Origin of the sequence: Rhodocytophaga aerolata, from assembly GCF_030503435.1 — a bacterium.
Taxonomy (GTDB): Bacteria; Bacteroidota; Bacteroidia; order Cytophagales; family 172606-1; genus Rhodocytophaga; species Rhodocytophaga aerolata.
This window is the reverse complement of sequence record NZ_JAUKPO010000011.1, coordinates 119,041-134,708: the sequence shown is the minus strand read 5'-3', so window position 1 is coordinate 134,708 and position 15,668 is coordinate 119,041. Positions and strand designations below refer to the sequence as shown.

10 protein-coding genes are annotated in these 15,668 nt (G+C 44.0%); 3 read left to right on the top strand and 7 right to left on the bottom strand.

The annotated features are described in order from the left end of the window. The 3 genes from Q0590_RS18995 to Q0590_RS18985 form a co-directional block, all read right to left on the bottom strand. A complete protein-coding gene (locus Q0590_RS18995; protein ID WP_302039172.1) occupies positions 1 to 3,501 on the bottom strand; it encodes a ThuA domain-containing protein in 3,501 nt (1,166 codons plus the stop codon). 186 nt (positions 3,502 to 3,687) lie between these two features. Then, positions 3,688 to 4,593, bottom strand: a complete 906-nt coding sequence (locus Q0590_RS18990) for an aminotransferase class IV (protein WP_302039171.1) — start codon at positions 4,591 to 4,593, stop codon at positions 3,688 to 3,690. 2 nt (positions 4,594 to 4,595) lie between these two features. Then, complete coding sequence (locus Q0590_RS18985; protein WP_302039170.1) at positions 4,596 to 5,309, bottom strand: sulfotransferase-like domain-containing protein; 714 nt, start codon at positions 5,307 to 5,309, stop codon at positions 4,596 to 4,598. A 91-nt stretch (positions 5,310 to 5,400) separates the two neighbouring features. On the opposite strand from Q0590_RS18985, the gene Q0590_RS18980 reads away from it, so the two are divergent. Then, positions 5,401 to 6,009: a DUF1684 domain-containing protein gene (locus Q0590_RS18980; protein ID WP_302039169.1), complete on the top strand. Its 609-nt coding sequence runs from the start codon at positions 5,401 to 5,403 to the stop codon at positions 6,007 to 6,009. Positions 6,010 to 6,075: 66 nt separating this feature from the next. On the opposite strand, the gene Q0590_RS18975 is transcribed toward Q0590_RS18980, so the two are convergent. Further along, complete coding sequence (locus tag Q0590_RS18975; RefSeq protein ID WP_302039168.1) at positions 6,076 to 6,609, bottom strand: hypothetical protein; 534 nt, start codon at positions 6,607 to 6,609, stop codon at positions 6,076 to 6,078. A gap of 163 nt (positions 6,610 to 6,772) precedes the next feature. Further along, the gene (locus tag Q0590_RS18970; RefSeq protein ID WP_302039167.1) at positions 6,773 to 7,099 is read right to left on the bottom strand and encodes a nucleotide pyrophosphohydrolase; all 327 of its coding nucleotides are present in this window, start codon (positions 7,097 to 7,099) and stop codon (positions 6,773 to 6,775) included. Between the two features lie 155 nt (positions 7,100 to 7,254). On the opposite strand from Q0590_RS18970, the gene Q0590_RS18965 reads away from it, so the two are divergent. Beyond that, positions 7,255 to 7,695: a DinB family protein gene (locus Q0590_RS18965; protein ID WP_302039166.1), complete on the top strand. Its 441-nt coding sequence runs from the start codon at positions 7,255 to 7,257 to the stop codon at positions 7,693 to 7,695. A 91-nt stretch (positions 7,696 to 7,786) separates the two neighbouring features. Further along, complete coding sequence (locus Q0590_RS18960) at positions 7,787 to 9,064, top strand: homocysteine S-methyltransferase family protein (protein ID WP_302039165.1); 1,278 nt, start codon at positions 7,787 to 7,789, stop codon at positions 9,062 to 9,064. 190 nt (positions 9,065 to 9,254) lie between these two features. Here the strand turns inward: Q0590_RS18960 and Q0590_RS18955 are convergent, their stop codons facing one another. After that, positions 9,255 to 10,736, bottom strand: a complete 1,482-nt coding sequence (locus Q0590_RS18955) for a glutamate synthase subunit beta (RefSeq protein ID WP_302039164.1) — start codon at positions 10,734 to 10,736, stop codon at positions 9,255 to 9,257. Between the two features lie 127 nt (positions 10,737 to 10,863). Continuing rightward, a complete protein-coding gene (gene gltB / locus Q0590_RS18950) occupies positions 10,864 to 15,381 on the bottom strand; it encodes a glutamate synthase large subunit (RefSeq protein WP_302039163.1) in 4,518 nt (1,505 codons plus the stop codon). Positions 15,382 to 15,668 lie beyond the last annotated feature (287 nt).

The following is a 15,668-nucleotide window of genomic DNA, read 5'->3' as shown; positions in this document are numbered from 1 at the left end:
TTATTCGTCAAATTGAATAGTAGATAAACTGATAATATCCTCATTTGGCTTCTCGCGTTTTACCACTACAAAATAGAGGTCGTGTTTGCCGGTAGTGGGGGTCGTAATGTCAGCCGTTAATAACCTTTTGGTATTCCAGGAACCAGTTGCCTGGTAGGGAATACGGCTGATCATAGGTCCACCGTAGGAATCTATCCGGACTTCTATTTCGCCATTTTTATCTAGCGAGGCATATTCATAGGTAAGTTTCTTTATCCCGGTGAGGTCAATATTTTTTAGCAGAATATATGATTTGTGATCACCCTGGCTCAAGGAATTACCCCATCTGGGAAAACCCACATGGGCATCGGCATACACCGTCTGTACTTTGGCATTTCGCAACGTAACCATGTCCGAATTAGTAAGAGGAGCAACTGTTTTGCTGCCATTATCGGTATACATGGCTACTATGGTGTATTGGCCTCTTGGCTCTTCCGGTTTATGGTCTTTTAAGGGAAGGGTTCCTTTGGCTGGCAACAGGGTTTTCTGCTTTTTCTCATCGGTCAGCGAAAAAATATATTTCACCATTTCGGCTGCATCCTGCTCCGAAATCTGTGGATGGGCACTCATTACATACTGCGTACCCCAGCTGCCGCCACCTCCGGCAATAATCTTCTTAGCTAGTTTTTCCATAGAGCCTGGCTCATTTTTATACCGTTGGGCAACCGCTACATATGCCGGACCAACCGATACTTTATCAATGGTATGGCAAGCTTTGCAATCACTTTTTGCAATCAAGGTTTTTCCTACGGTATTGGTTTCAACCGTAGTTACGAACGGTTTCTTTCCTTGCGACTCGCCGATAAGTGTACTTGGCTGCGGGGTATAGTCAAAATATACTTTCACTTTCTTTGGGTCAATTTTGCGGTCTTCTTTATCCGTCACCTTTACTGCATATTGGAAGGGTTTATTTTCCCAATAGAAAGATTTGTTTCCTGGTGTTTCTATCACTACCTCCGGCAGGGCGTTACCTACTTTTATCTCTAGCGTATCAGTACCCACTAAACCTGCCTGGTCTTTTACCCGCAAAATGGCTTGATAGATGCCCTCCTGAGTATAGGTATATTTGGGATTCAGTTCTGTAGAACCCAGCGTTGTGCCATCAAACAGCCACTCATAGGTTAACTCATCATCGTCGTCCAGGTCACGGGTGCCGCGGCTGCCAAATGCTACGCGTAGAGGAGCTTGCCCGGCTATTTCCCGGATTTCTGGCAGGTTTCTGTTTTCTGAGGTCAGATATACGCGTTTGCTTAGCTGGGCAGCAGCCGCAGAATCGGTGATGGTAGCTTTGGCAATGGGAGCCCGGTTGCCAGTGTTGTATTCAATTTTTACCAGGCGGGCATCTTCATTGTCAGCGCCATACACTGAGCCATACTCCAGCATATACATAATGCCATCTTTGCCAAACGCCAAGTCAATTGGCCGCCGGAAATCACCATTGGCCGTCATAAAAGGTTCGCTGCGTACATAGTTTTCCTGGGCATCGAACCGGAGAGCTAATACCCAGTTACGCATCCAGTCGAATACAAATAATGCCCCGTCGTAATACTCCGGAAATTTATTGGCGGCTGTCGAATTAGCGTCAAACGTATAAAACTCCCCAGCCATAGCACTGCGTCCACCCTGGCCAAGTTCTGGAAACTCTGTTGAAGCAGCATACGGGTACCAGATCATGGCTTTTTGAGCTGGAGGCAAATTGGTGAGGCCGGTATTGTTGGGAGATTGATTTACCGGGGCATCTGGATTAAATTTCGGCCCGGCAGTACTGGTGGCAAAATCCCAGTCGGCGTAGGCCTGGTTGTTGCCTACAAAATAGGGCCAACCGTAGTTTCCGGGCTTTTTGGCCTGGTTAAATTCATCGTAGCCTCTGGGGCCTTGTATGCTGTCTTTTCCGGCATCCGGGCCAATTTCTCCCCAATATACAGTAGAGGTTTTGGGATTTACAGCAATGCGGTACGGATTGCGGCAGCCCATTACAAATATTTCGGGCAGGGTTTTTTCCATACCTTTGGGAAATAAATTGCCCGCTGGTATAGTATACGTGCCATCAGGTTCCGGGCGGATGCGCAAAATTTTTCCTTTCAGATCATTGGTGTTGGCAGATGAACGCTGGGCATCCAGACTATAATATTCTTTCCCAGGCCGTTCATCAATAGGCGCATAGCCATTGGATGGAAAAGGGCTGGAACTATCGCCGGTAGAGAGGTATAAGTTTCCATCTTTATCCCAGGCTAATGAGCCGCCATGATGCGATCCGCTGTTTTCCTGCACTGGCACTTTTAGTAATATTTTCTCTGAAGCCAGATCCAATGTGTTATCTGGTTTTAGCTTGAAACGAGATAAGTTGAAAATAATAGGTTCCTGATCAATAGGAGGAGAGTAATACAGATAAATGTATTGATTGGTAGCAAAGTTTGGATCTAAGGTTACCCCAATCAATCCGGTTCCCCCTTTCGTAGCCAGCGGGAATTGATGCACCACCGATGGTTTTTTTGTAGCCGGATTATAGACAAATAAATTGCCGCTGCGGAGTTCTGTATAAAATATGCGTCCATCAGCAGCAACCGCCATTTCCATAGGTGTATTTAAATCATTTACCAATACAGTTTTTACAAACCGGTTTTCTTCCGGCACTACTACGGCATACGATTTACTAAAATCCAGAGGTTTTCCATCTCCCATGGCATATTGTAAGCCACCCAATAAATGGCTGACAAACAGTGGTTCGCTGTAACTTTCGGGAGTATGGCCCAATCCAGTATAAAAGGCACGGCCACCATCAAACTCATGATACCAGGCTATCGGGTGATTAGCTCCGTTGGTGCCGTTATCATACGTGTTTTCATCCAGATACGCCAGTACGTTGAGGCCGGGGTAAAAAGACCGGTAGCTATACCATTCATCTATGCGTTCCCACTTATCCGGTAAGCTAGTTGTCGCCGGATGGTTTTTATTAGTTATCTCAATGGTAGCTTTGCGTTCGCCTGGGTTCAGCGGATGGTTGGCAAAATGTGCTCCCATTAGTTTGTTATACCAGGGCCATTCGTACTCTGTATCTGCCGCTGAGTGGATTCCCAGATAGCCTCCGCCTGCCTGTATATACCGTTCGAAGGCGGCTTGCTGTTTGGCATTTAATACATTGCCGGTAGTGCAATTGAACACCACAGCCTGGTAATTTTTCAAACTATCTTCTGTAAAATACGCGGCATTCCTGGTAGTGTCTACTGTGAATCCGTTTTCTTTCCCCAATTTCTGTATCAAGGCAATGCCATAAGGAATAGAGGTATGTTTCCAGCCTTTAGTTTTAGAAAAAACTAGGACACGCAGTGCCGGAGGCGTTGCTGCAACAGGAGCTTGGGTAGGAGTTTTGGGAGATTGTAAACAGGAATATAAACCAATAGAAATTGCAAGCAGCAGAGCTATACTTAGCCCTACATTGTAAGTCATTCTCAATGTAAACATGTAAAATAAGTAGGAGTAAAAGGTTTAGGCAAAAGAGAGTATATAATTTTACTGACTTTAAATATAATTTTTTTTCTGCTCAAGTTGCCTTCTTTTTTCCGGTAACCCTAAAAAATAATTTTGCACCATCTCTTCAGAAAAATGGATGTCTAAAGAAAAGGTGCAAGATCAATCAGGAAAGAGGCTTTAGAAAGGTAGTTTCACCCCAAATACTGGGATTTTTGTAACAAAGTGCTCTCGTAATTTGGGTAGCAAAGCGATTGTGGACTTATTACTAATTATCCGGCCATCTATTTCTTGTACAGGGGTAAGCTCTCCCATGGTACCGGTCGTGAAAACTTCATCTGCATTATAGAATTCTGTCAGGGAAAGGTTTTTTTCTTTTACTGGAATAGAGAGTTCAGTAGCCATATCTATAACCAGTTTCCGGGTTATGCCGGGAAGGCAGGCATCGGCAAAAGGAGTATAGAGGGTACCTTTTTTTATCATGAATAGGTTTGTAGCATTGGTTTCAGCCACAAATCCATTGATATCCAGCATTAGGGCATCGTCGGCTCCGGCTACATTGGCTTCGATTTTTGCCAGAATGTTGTTTAGTAAATTATTGTGGTGGATTTTGGAATCCAGAAATTGCGGATTGTTGCGGCGGATGGCACTGGTAATCAACCGGATTCCTGTTGTATTATCGTATACGGGAGGTTTCCATTCAGCCAGGACAATTAGGGTACAACCAGCCTGGTTTAGCCTGGGGTCCATACCAGAGGTAATTTTTTCGCCTCTGGTCAGGGTAAGGCGGATATGAGATTCATCTCGCATGCCATTGGTTTCTAAGGTTGCAAAAATAGCATTCTTAATAGTATCCCGGGAAGGAACGGCGGCAAAGGCCAGGGCATGGGCAGATTCTATCATGCGGTCGATGTGTTGTTCCAGCATAAAAACGTAACCGTTGTAAATGCGTAATCCTTCCCAAACGGCGTCGCCTCCTTGAACTACACTATCGAATACAGAAACTCTGGCATCCTGACGGGAAACTAAACCAGTTCCTACCCAGATTTTTATATGGGCATTTCTGGGATCATATTTTTGTAACATATTTAGGCTTTTAGGATGTGTGTACTTAATTGATTATAATACCGGATGGCTTCTTCATATACTGGCTGCAGTGCGTTTGGTACTGTTACCTGTTGTGTATCTGGTGGCAGAAAGCTGGTAGACCGGTGAACATTGTTGTACCAGTGCTTCGCCCATATGCCATCTTCCGGAATAGGGCCGGCGGGCCAGTGCAGCATTTTCTCCGTAAAGGGAATGCCTAGCTTATGGCAGAGCTGGGTTAAAATGCCAGCCGGATTTTTTCTTACTTCGTTTCCATCCAGTACGACAGGCACTTTGCCAAAACTGCTCAGCCACTCAAACAATTCAGCCTGAAATTTCAGTCCTATATCGTCCAGGGTTGGAAGTTCGCGTACTTTGGCGTAGGAAATCAGCATCTGGCCGGGGTCGCGGATCAGAAAGATATTCTGGTAATGAAGAATAGGGCTGTAGTCGTAGCCCTGCAGATGATGTCCCATGTTTTTTACAAACACGAATCCTTTCTTTTGCTGGTTAAGCTCAATTTGTTTAAAAATCTTTTCCGGATCAGGTTCCATACTAGCTAGTATCTCTTCTCTACCCGGATGGTTTATACCTGTATAGTGCAGATAAAATCCATAGAAAGGCTCATCCATTACGGTAGTGTCGGGCCGCTGGGCAAAAGAATACATCAGTGCGGTGGAAATATTACGTGGGCCGGATATCAGGTGGAGGATCATGCGAATGATTTAATAAAATGAAAGCAGTAAATTTCAACGCAGAAATATATTCGTTGCCAAATTAGTTGATTTTAAAAAATCATACATTTTTATGAAGCTATTTTATCTGATTTTTTTAATGCTGAGTAGTTATATGGCTACAGCTCAGGACAGTGCTGGGGATGCATATATAAAGGAAGTACAAAGCTCCCGGAAGAAGAAAGATTTAGAATTTAAAAGAGGGGAAAAGTCTCCCGTTTTACCCAAGGACAAAAGAAAATTTAAAGGGTTACAGTATTTTCCGGTTAATCCTGCGTACAAGGTAGAAGCTACGTTTGTGCGGGATTCGTCACAGGCACCTTTCAAGATGAAAACCTCTACTGGCCGGTTACCCGACTATGTAAAATATGGAGAACTGCATTTTACTTTTTCAGGTAACCCCCATGTGCTGACCGTTTACCAGAATCTGGAACTTATACAAAAGCCGGAATACAAAGATTATTTGTTTATTCCTTTTATGGATGAAACCAATGGTTTTGATACCTATGGGGGTGGCCGCTACCTGGATTTCCGTATTCCTGGGGGTTCTGCGGTTATAATAGATTTTAACCAAGCATATAATCCCTATTGTGCGTATAGCCCGGACTATTCTTGCCCTATACCGCCTGTTGAAAATCACTTGAACGTAAAAATAGAAGCTGGCGAAAAAAGCTATAAGTAATGAGAAAAAAACAAAGACCTAGCTGGTTTTTAAAACCAGCTAGGTCTTTAATTAATTAGGTTGTTGTTAGTTCTGCCGTTCGGCTGCACCCCCGGAACCAGGATTCTTATGCCGGTTTAACGGCTCTTCCGGCCTGAATCCGGCATCGTCATCGTTAGAAGCAGCTGGTGGAATCCGGTCTTCGGCGGTACGGACAGCACCTCCGCCAGGAAAGCCAGAACTATATTCGCCTTCTGCCAGGCCACCAGCCGGTAAATCACTGTCTGCCACTGTAGCATTTGTATCTTCCTGCCGGGTGTTGTCGGTTTCATCGGCAATGCCTTCCGGATCTACATAATCATTAATGGCTGGTAAGCCATCTGTCCCGGGCCGGTCGAAGTCGCTGCCGGTATCGCCAGTACCCGGGCCTGCGCCTGCACCGCTAATGGTTTTTCCGCTGATATGCTGCGTAGACCTTTTCAGGTTATCCATGGCCGCTGCGCCTTTCTCCAGATCTAACAAATCTTCTTTCGGGATTTTGGGAATAGCTCCTTTGGCACCATTTTCCAGATTATTTATATTATTCTGTTCTTCGTTTTGATTTTCTTTGTCTGTAGCCATAGCTCGTATAGTTTGTTTAACATTTTTCCTGCATTTTTATAGGCAGTTACCTGTAATACGCATTTACGCTTCAAAAGGCTACTTTTCCCTGAAAAAATCATACGTGCTAGCAAGCCCTGTCAGGTTTTCAAAACGTAACAGGACCTAAGGCAGTGGAGCTATATTATTTTAATTTCTCATTATTATGGTGCCTGTCCGCATCCCGCTTAGATTTTTTGTCCAGATTTTTTTGTAAGGCTTCTGTCAGATTTACACCCGTCTGGTTGGCCAGGCAGATGACAACAAATAGCACATCTGCCAGTTCATCGGCCAGGTTCTTGTCCCGGTCAGAGGGTTTAAACGATTGTTCTCCGTATTGCCGGGCAATAATGCGGGCAACTTCGCCTACTTCTTCGGTAAGCATGGCCATATTGGTTAATTCGTTAAAATACCGGACGCCGGTGGTTTGTATCCAGGTATCTACGGCTTGTTGTGCTTCTTCTAGAGTCATACCTATTAATTGAAGTAAAATAAATGGTGAGGAAATTTGTGTTAAATATACGTGGCGGATATATTTATACGCGCACTGGGGTAAATATATCCGCAATTATATTGGATGTACGTATTTAGCTGCGGTTAACCTATATAAGAATATAAGTTAGAACAATGGTCGAAGAATTATATACTCTATACAAAAGGGATTTACAACGCTTGCACAAAGAGATCTCTCTCTTCTCGCAGGAAGAGCATCTGTGGCAAATCAGTGGGCAGGTGCCGAATGCTGCGGGCAATTTATCCTTGCATCTGGTAGGCAACCTTTCAACCTACATTGGTAAAAACATTGGTAATACGCCTTATATTCGCGACAGAGAAGCGGAGTTTACTTCCAAAAACATTCCTAAACAAGCACTCTTGCACCAAATTGAGATTACGCAACACCTTGTACTTACCACCTTACAACAGATGCAGGCTGTAGAGTTAAGTCAGCAATATCCGGAAAATGTACTTGGGTTTGAAATGACTACGGGCTTTTTTTTAATGCACCTACTGGCTCATCTCTCCTACCACTTAGGGCAGATTAACTACTTACGACGAATACTGGAATAAAATCAAAACAAGACTACCCCCGGCTAACATCTACTTGAAGTTTGGATACATGTCGGAAGGATAAAACCAACAACTATGTCATTACGCCTATATGCAAAAAATTGAATTAGAATTACTGAAACGGATACTAATACTAGATGGTGCCATGGGTACGCTGATCCAGACTTATGCCCTCCAGGAGCAAGACTTCAGAGGCAGTTTGCTTAAAGATCATACAGTGGATGTAAAAGGTAATAACGAGTTGCTAAACTTAACTCGGCCGGAGATAATCAGAGATATACACAGGCAATATTTAGCAGCAGGTGCAGATATACTCTGTACGAACACCTTTAATGGCAACCGCATTTCGCAGGCGGATTATCACACGCAACATCTGGTTTATGAAATTAACTACCAAGGAGCTAGGCTAGCCCGGCAAGCCCTTGAGTCATCGGCGGCCACTCGTCCATGTTTTGTGGCTGGCGCTATGGGGCCAACTTCCAAACTGGCTTCCCTTTCTCCGGACGTAAATAATCCAGCCGCCAGAGCAGTAAGCTTTGATGAACTGGTAGTAACCTTTACTGAGCAAGCCCAAGCCTTACTGGACGGAGGTGTGGATATATTCTTACTTGAAACAATAACTGATACACTCAATGCTAAGGCTGCCTTATTTGCCCTCATGCAATTATTTGATAAGATTGGTAAGCAATTTCCTATTATGGTATCGGGAACCATCACGGATGCCAGTGGACGTATCCTCTCAGGCCAGACCTTGGAAGCGTTTCTTATTTCTATATCGCATGCTCCCTTGCTTTCTGTAGGATTGAACTGTGCCCTGGGAGCCAAAGAACTTAGGCCTTATATTCAGGAGTTAGCTAAACTTAGCCCTTTCCCTGTCAGCACTCATCCGAATGCGGGATTACCAAATGAGTTTGGTGAGTATGACCAATCTCCTGAGCAAATAGCCATTTTGTTGGAAGAGTTTGCCCAGGAAGGATGGGTAAATCTGGTGGGTGGCTGTTGTGGTACTACGCCTGCTCATATTAGAGCTATAGCAAAAGCAATGAAGAAGTATCCACCACGGTCCCGCTTTCAGTTGCCTAGTTTAAGTTCTGCTGTTAATAAAAGGGTGAACGAAACCAATTATAGTGTCAGCCACAAAGAATTGCAAGTAAACTACAACCAGGTAAGTAAGCCAACCTATACTCTTAAAGACATGATGGACCTAATTTCACAGGTAGAGGATGAGCCTACTTATAACCAAATAAAAAACCATTTTGATCAGCAGAAAAAGTTGTATCATCCTGAGCAAATCCTGTTAATTAGTGCCCATTTATTTGGCCGCTTTCAATACTTACAAGCAGAAGGAAAGCTGGCAAAAATGTACTGAAATACAAAAACTTAACAGCTGAATCATCTTACTAATGAACAGCACTTTTATCTGCTATTTACTGCTGCTAAAGCATTAGCTATCGTAGGGCTATTTTAAATTATATTACCGAAAAGCAAGTGTTTAAGCTAACAAAAAAGCCATACAGTACATTATACTGTATGGCTTTTAAATCGAAAACCTCTATACATTAAGCAACTCTGGTCACATTGATCAGGGAGTCGTCTTTGGATTCAAGCATGGATGAGCCCATCAGGTATGTATCTACTGCTTTGGCAGCTTCCCGGCCTTCGGAAATAGCCCATACCACCAATGATTGTCCGCGGCGGGCATCTCCGGCAGTAAATACTTTATCTACACTAGTCTGGTAGTTAGTAGCTTTGATGTTGCCTCTTTCGTCCAGGGCAATGCCTAGTTGCTCGACAAAGCCTTTTTTCTGCGTGTGCAAGAAGCCAATAGCTAGTAACGCCAGTTCGCAGGGAATGTCTTTTTCAGTGCCTGGCACTTCTACAAACGAAGACCGGCCAGTTTCTTTATTCAATTCCCACTTAATTTCCACCACTTTAATGGCTTTTATATGGCCGTTTTCATCACCTATAAATTCTTTGGTGTGCATACACCAGTTGCGGCTAGCGCCTTCTTCGTGAGAAGAGGAAGTACGCAGAATCATAGGCCAGTTGGGCCATGGATTATCCGCTGCCCGTTCGGCTGGTGGCTGAGCCAGTAATTCAATCTGCGTAATGGATTTGGCTTTGTGGCGGTTAGATGTGCCCACACAGTCAGAGCCAGTATCGCCGCCGCCAATTACTACTACATTTTTGCCGGTAGCCATAATATCTTCCGTCCACATGCCTCTTCTGCCGCCGGTTACCCGGTTGTTCTGCTGCGTTAGAAAATCCATAGCAAAATGGATTCCTTTCAGATTCCGTCCTGGAATAGGCAAGTCTCTTGGAACAGTAGAACCAGCACATATCACTACCGCATCGAATTCTTTCATTAGTTCATCAGTAGCTATGTTTCCACCTACGTTGGCGTTGGTTTTGAACACAACCCCTTCTTCTATCATTACTTTCAGGCGGCGTTCAATCACCCATTTTTCCAGTTTGAAGTCGGGAATACCGTACATCAATAATCCACCTATTTTGTCGTCGCGTTCGAAAACGGTAACCCAATGTCCGGCTTTGTTCAGTTGGGCAGCGGCTGCCAGACCCGCGGGGCCTGAACCAATAACCGCTACTTTTTTTCCTGTCCGTACTTCCGGAATGTGTGGCTTAATCAGGCCTAATTCAAAAGCTTTTTCAGCAATACTTTTCTCAATTAACTCAATAGTTACCGGAGGTTTGTTAATGCCTAATACACAAGAGCCTTCGCAGGGAGCAGGGCAGATGCGTCCGGTAAATTCCGGAAAGTTGTTAGTGGCACTAAGTATCTCTATGGCATATTCCCAGTTCTGGGCATATACGGCATCGTTAAAGTCCGGAATGTTGTTGCCCAGCGGACAGCCCTGGTGACAGAAAGGTACGCCACAATCCATACAGCGGCTGGCTTGCTGCTTTATTTTTTCTTCCGGAAACTCTATATATATTTCGTTGTAATCGTTTACTCTTTCTTTTGGTGCTTTTGTTTTCGGCATTTCACGGCCGACTTCCATAAATCCTGTAGGCTTTCCCATCGTATTGGCTAGAAGTAAGAAGGTTAATAATTAGATGATAATGATTAGAAAACAGATATTAGAGAACAGAAACTGGAATAAAAAAGATACTTGCCTATTTCCTTTTCCAGCTCCTGTTTTCCGTTCGTTATACTGCTTCTTTGAGATTAACTTTTGATTTGAGCAGGGCAGCTTTGTATTCACGTGGCATTACCTTTACAAAGGAATGCAGTGTGTTGCCCCAATTCTTGAGTATCTGATCGGCTACATCGCTGCCAGTGAATTTCTGATGATTTTCAATCAGTTCGCGCAACATGTTTACATCTTCATACTCCAGTGTCTCAAATTCAACCAGTTCTTTGTTGCAATATTTAGAGAACTTGTTCTGCGGATCGTACACATAGGCAATACCGCCACTCATACCGGCAGCAAAATTCCGTCCGGTGTCTCCCAATACTACTGCAATACCTCCGGTCATGTATTCACAGCCATGGTCGCCCACGCCTTCTACTACCGCTTTCATCCCTGAATTGCGTACACAGAAACGTTCGCCGGCCAGACCCCGGATATAGGCTTCGCCAGACGTAGCACCATAGAAGGCTACGTTCCCGATGATCATATTCTTATTGGCCTCAAAAGTGGCTTCTTTGGCCGGATATACAATTAATTGGCTGCCGGATAAACCTTTACCAAAATAGTCATTGGCTTCTCCTTCCAGTTCCAGACGCAAGCCTGGCGCTCCAAAAGCACCAAAACTTTGCCCGGCAGAACCAGTAAATTTGAAGTGGATTGTCCCTTCTGGCAAACCTTCTCCTTTGTATTTTTTAGATATTTCATTTGAGATCAGCGTACCTACAGCTCGGTCGGTGTTAATAATCTTGAATTCAGCTTCCACCGACTGTCCGTTTTCCAGGGCAGGTTTAGCTACATCCAGCAGTTTCCAATCCAGTACACTGTCTATGCCATGGTCTTGTTCAATTTGCTTGTAGATGCCTACATTCGGTGTAGTTAATTGCTTATACAAGATTGGGCTCAAATCCAGATCTTTGATCTTCCAATGATCGATGTTGTCGCGTACTTTTAATACATCTACCTGGCCTACCATTTCTTCCACTGTACGGAAGCCTAGTTCTGCCATAATTTCACGTAGATCTTCAGCCAGGAAGCTAAACAGGTTTACCACATGCTCAGGTTCGCCGGTGAATAATCTTCTCAACTCAGGATCTTGTGTAGCAATACCAACCGGACACGTGTTCATGTGGCATTTCCGCATCATAATGCAACCTTCTACCACTAGGGCAGCAGTGGCTACCCCAAATTCTTCGGCACCCAGCAAGATAGCTACGGCTAAGTCTTTGCCTGTCCGGATTTGTCCGTCGGATTGCAGGGTAACCCGGCTTCTCAGGTTGTTACGTACCAACGTCTGATGAGCTTCTGCCAGGCCAATTTCCCAAGGAATACCAGCATGGCGGATAGAACTGATCGGAGAGGCTCCTGTACCACCGTCGTGTCCGGCGATTAAGATTACATCCGCATGTGCTTTGGCAACCCCGGAAGCAATGGTACCTACACCGGCTTCCGCTACCAACTTCACATTAATCCGTGCCTGACGGTTCGCATTCTTCAGGTCATATATTAGCTGAGCTAAATCTTCAATGGAATAAATATCGTGGTGCGGAGGAGGAGAAATTAACCCTACACCTGGCGTAGCATGACGTACGCGGCCAATCCACTCGTCTACCTTATGGCCTGGTAATTGTCCGCCTTCTCCTGGTTTTGCACCTTGTGCCATTTTAATCTGCAATTCCTGTGCATTGGCTAAGTAATAGCTGGTAACACCAAAACGGGCAGAGGCCACTTGTTTAATGGCTGAACATTCCCAGTCTCCATTTTCTTTGCGTTCAAAGCGGATTTCATCTTCGCCACCTTCGCCGCTGTTGCTCTTGCCACCAATGCGGTTCATGGCTATAGCCAATGTCGTGTGCGCTTCATGCGAAATAGAGCCGAAAGACATAGCGCCGGTAGCAAAACGTTTGAAGATGCTTTCTTTGCTTTCTACCTCAGCTAATGGAATAGATTTCCGTTTTTTGAACTCCAGTAAACCTCTTAACGTGATAGCTTTTTCTGCCTGCTCATTAATCTTCTGCGCATACCGCTTATATAGATTATAGTCTCCACGTTTGGTAGAGTATTGCAGCAGGTGAATAGTTTCCGGATTGAATAAATGTGCTTCCCCGGTACGTTTCCATTGCATAACGCCACCCACTTCCAGACGTGGATTGGCTAGTGGTTTGGCTGGGAAAGCAAGTCTGTGTTTAATTAAAGATTCTTTGGCAATGCCATCAAAATCCAGACCTTCGATACGGGAAATTGTTCCGGCAAAGCATTTATCAATTACATAGCTGCTGATACCCAGAGCCTCAAATATTTGAGCACCCTGATACGATTGCAGCGTAGAAATACCCATTTTAGAGAAGATCTTCAGCAAGCCATATCCGATTGCCTTTATATAGTTATAGTGTGCCTGTGCTTCAGAAATATTTTCAGGTAGCAAATTATCTCTCTTAAAAGAAGAAATGGTCTCAAAAGCTATGTATGGATTGATAGCAGATGCACCATAGCCAATTAAGGTAGCAAAATGGTGGGTTTCCCGTACGTCGCCAGCTTCTACAACCAGACTTGCGTTGGTACGCAGCTGCGTCCGGATCAGATGATGGTGAATAGCACCAACCGCTAATAAAGAAGGTACAGGTACATTTTTGCTGTCGAAAGCTCTGTCAGAGATAATTAATATATTACATCCATCTATTACTGCAGCTTCCGCTTCCTGACAAAGGGTGTCAATGGCTTTTTCCAATGAACCTTTTTTGCCATCTGCCGGGAATATGGCATCCAAGGTTTTAGCTTTGAAATCCGGATGGCTGATGTATTTTAATTTGTTCAGATCATTATTTGTCATTACTGGTTGAGCCAGATGCATTTGCTTGCAATGCTCAGGGGTTTCTGCCAAAATATTGCCTGTGGGTCCAATAGTGGTAAATAAGGACATAACCATGCGTTCCCGGATTGGGTCGATAGGCGGATTACTTACCTGCGCAAACAGTTGCTTGAAGTAATTAGATAAATGCTGGCTCTGATCTGATAACACTGCCAATGGTGTATCCACACCCATAGAACTGATCGGTTCCTGGGCTTTTTCGGCCATTGGTTGCAAGGTTATTTTTAGATCTTCGGCGCTATAGCCAAATGCCTGCTGCCGGTGAATAAGGGTTTCAGGATCTAACTGGTAAGTGAGCTGCTTTGGCCCAGGCAATTCTTCTAAACTTACTTTATTGGTTTGTAGCCAGTTTCCGTAGGGTTGTTTGGCACACAGGTCTCTTTTTAGTTCTTCGTCGCTGATGATACGTCCCTGAGCTAAATCAGCTACAAACATTTTTCCTGGTTGCAAGCGGCCTTTCAATACTACTTTAGACTGGTCTATCGGCAAGGCTCCGGCTTCAGAAGCCATAATGAGGTAGTCATCATTTGTTAGGCAGTAGCGGGAAGGACGCAGGCCATTTCTGTCAAGGGTAGCACCTACAATATTGCCATCGGTGAAGCATACAGCAGCCGGGCCATCCCAGGGCTCCATCATCGACGCATGGTATTCATAGAAAGCCTTTTTGCCTTCATCCATCAATTTATCTTCCTGCCAGGCTTCTGGTATCAGCATCATCATGACATGAGGTAGCGAACGGCCACCCAGGGTCAGCAACTCAACCAGGTTATCCAGGTTGGCAGAGTCAGAATCATTGGCATTGCATATAGGCAGAAGCATTTGAATTTCTTCCTCTGTAAATAAGGAAGAACTTAAAATAGCTTCTTTAGATTTCATCCAGTTGATATTGCCCCGGATGGTATTGATTTCTCCATTATGGGCAATATAGCGGAAAGGCTGCGCCAGTTTCCACTTGGGGAACGTATTGGTAGAGAACCTGGAGTGAATAAGTGCCAGAGCAGAGATAACTCTGGAGTCATTCAGATCGAGGAAGTAGGTCCGTAGCTGGTTGGTCCGCAGCTGGCCTTTATAGATAATTACTTTATGAGAGAACGAAGCAATATAAAAAAGATCGTCGTTCGCTAAAGCTTTTGCGACTAAATGGGAAGTATAATTTCTTAATAAGTATAATCTCCTTTCTAACGTGGCAGTGTCGGCCAGGGGTTGTGCAGGTTTTACAAATACTTGTTCAATCTTGCGTTCGCCTTCCAATGCAGAAGGACCTACACCAGTGCTGTTTACAGGAACTTCCCGGTAACCTAATAGTTGAAAACCTAATTCTTTTATGTATTTATTCAATAAGCGTCTGCTCTTTTCACGGATGTTGTAATCCGTAGAAAAGAATACCATACCCACCCCATATTCGCCAAACTCCGGTAGTTCGATACCTAGTGTGTTGCATTCTTCTTTGAAAAACTGGTGAGGCATCTGGATGAGAATACCTGCTCCATCACCGGACTCAGGATCGCAGCCACATGCCCCTCTGTGCTCCATGTTCTCAAGCATAGTAATGGCATCTTCTACAATCCGGTGAGATTTTTCTCCCTTCAGATGGGCTACAAATCCGGTACCGCAGGAATCATGTTCTAATTGGGGAACATACAGCGACTTTTGATTTTCTTCTTTCATCTATATTGTTTCGTTAATATTAGGTTTACCTCAGTACTTAATTAGTGGTTTTTGAATGCTAGCTGGCTTACATTTAAAAAATAGAACTGTTTTTATAAAAATTTGCAACAATCAGCCTTTATCCCTTTTTAATTTGGTTAAATGAAGTAAGAACCACCAAGATATTAATTTTTATATATACATGCACGAATTTTCGGCAAAAAAATTAATAAAAAACCAAATTTTACACTTACGTAATCAAAAAATGCAAATTCTTATTCTAGATATTGAGCCCGGAGAAGTTTTTA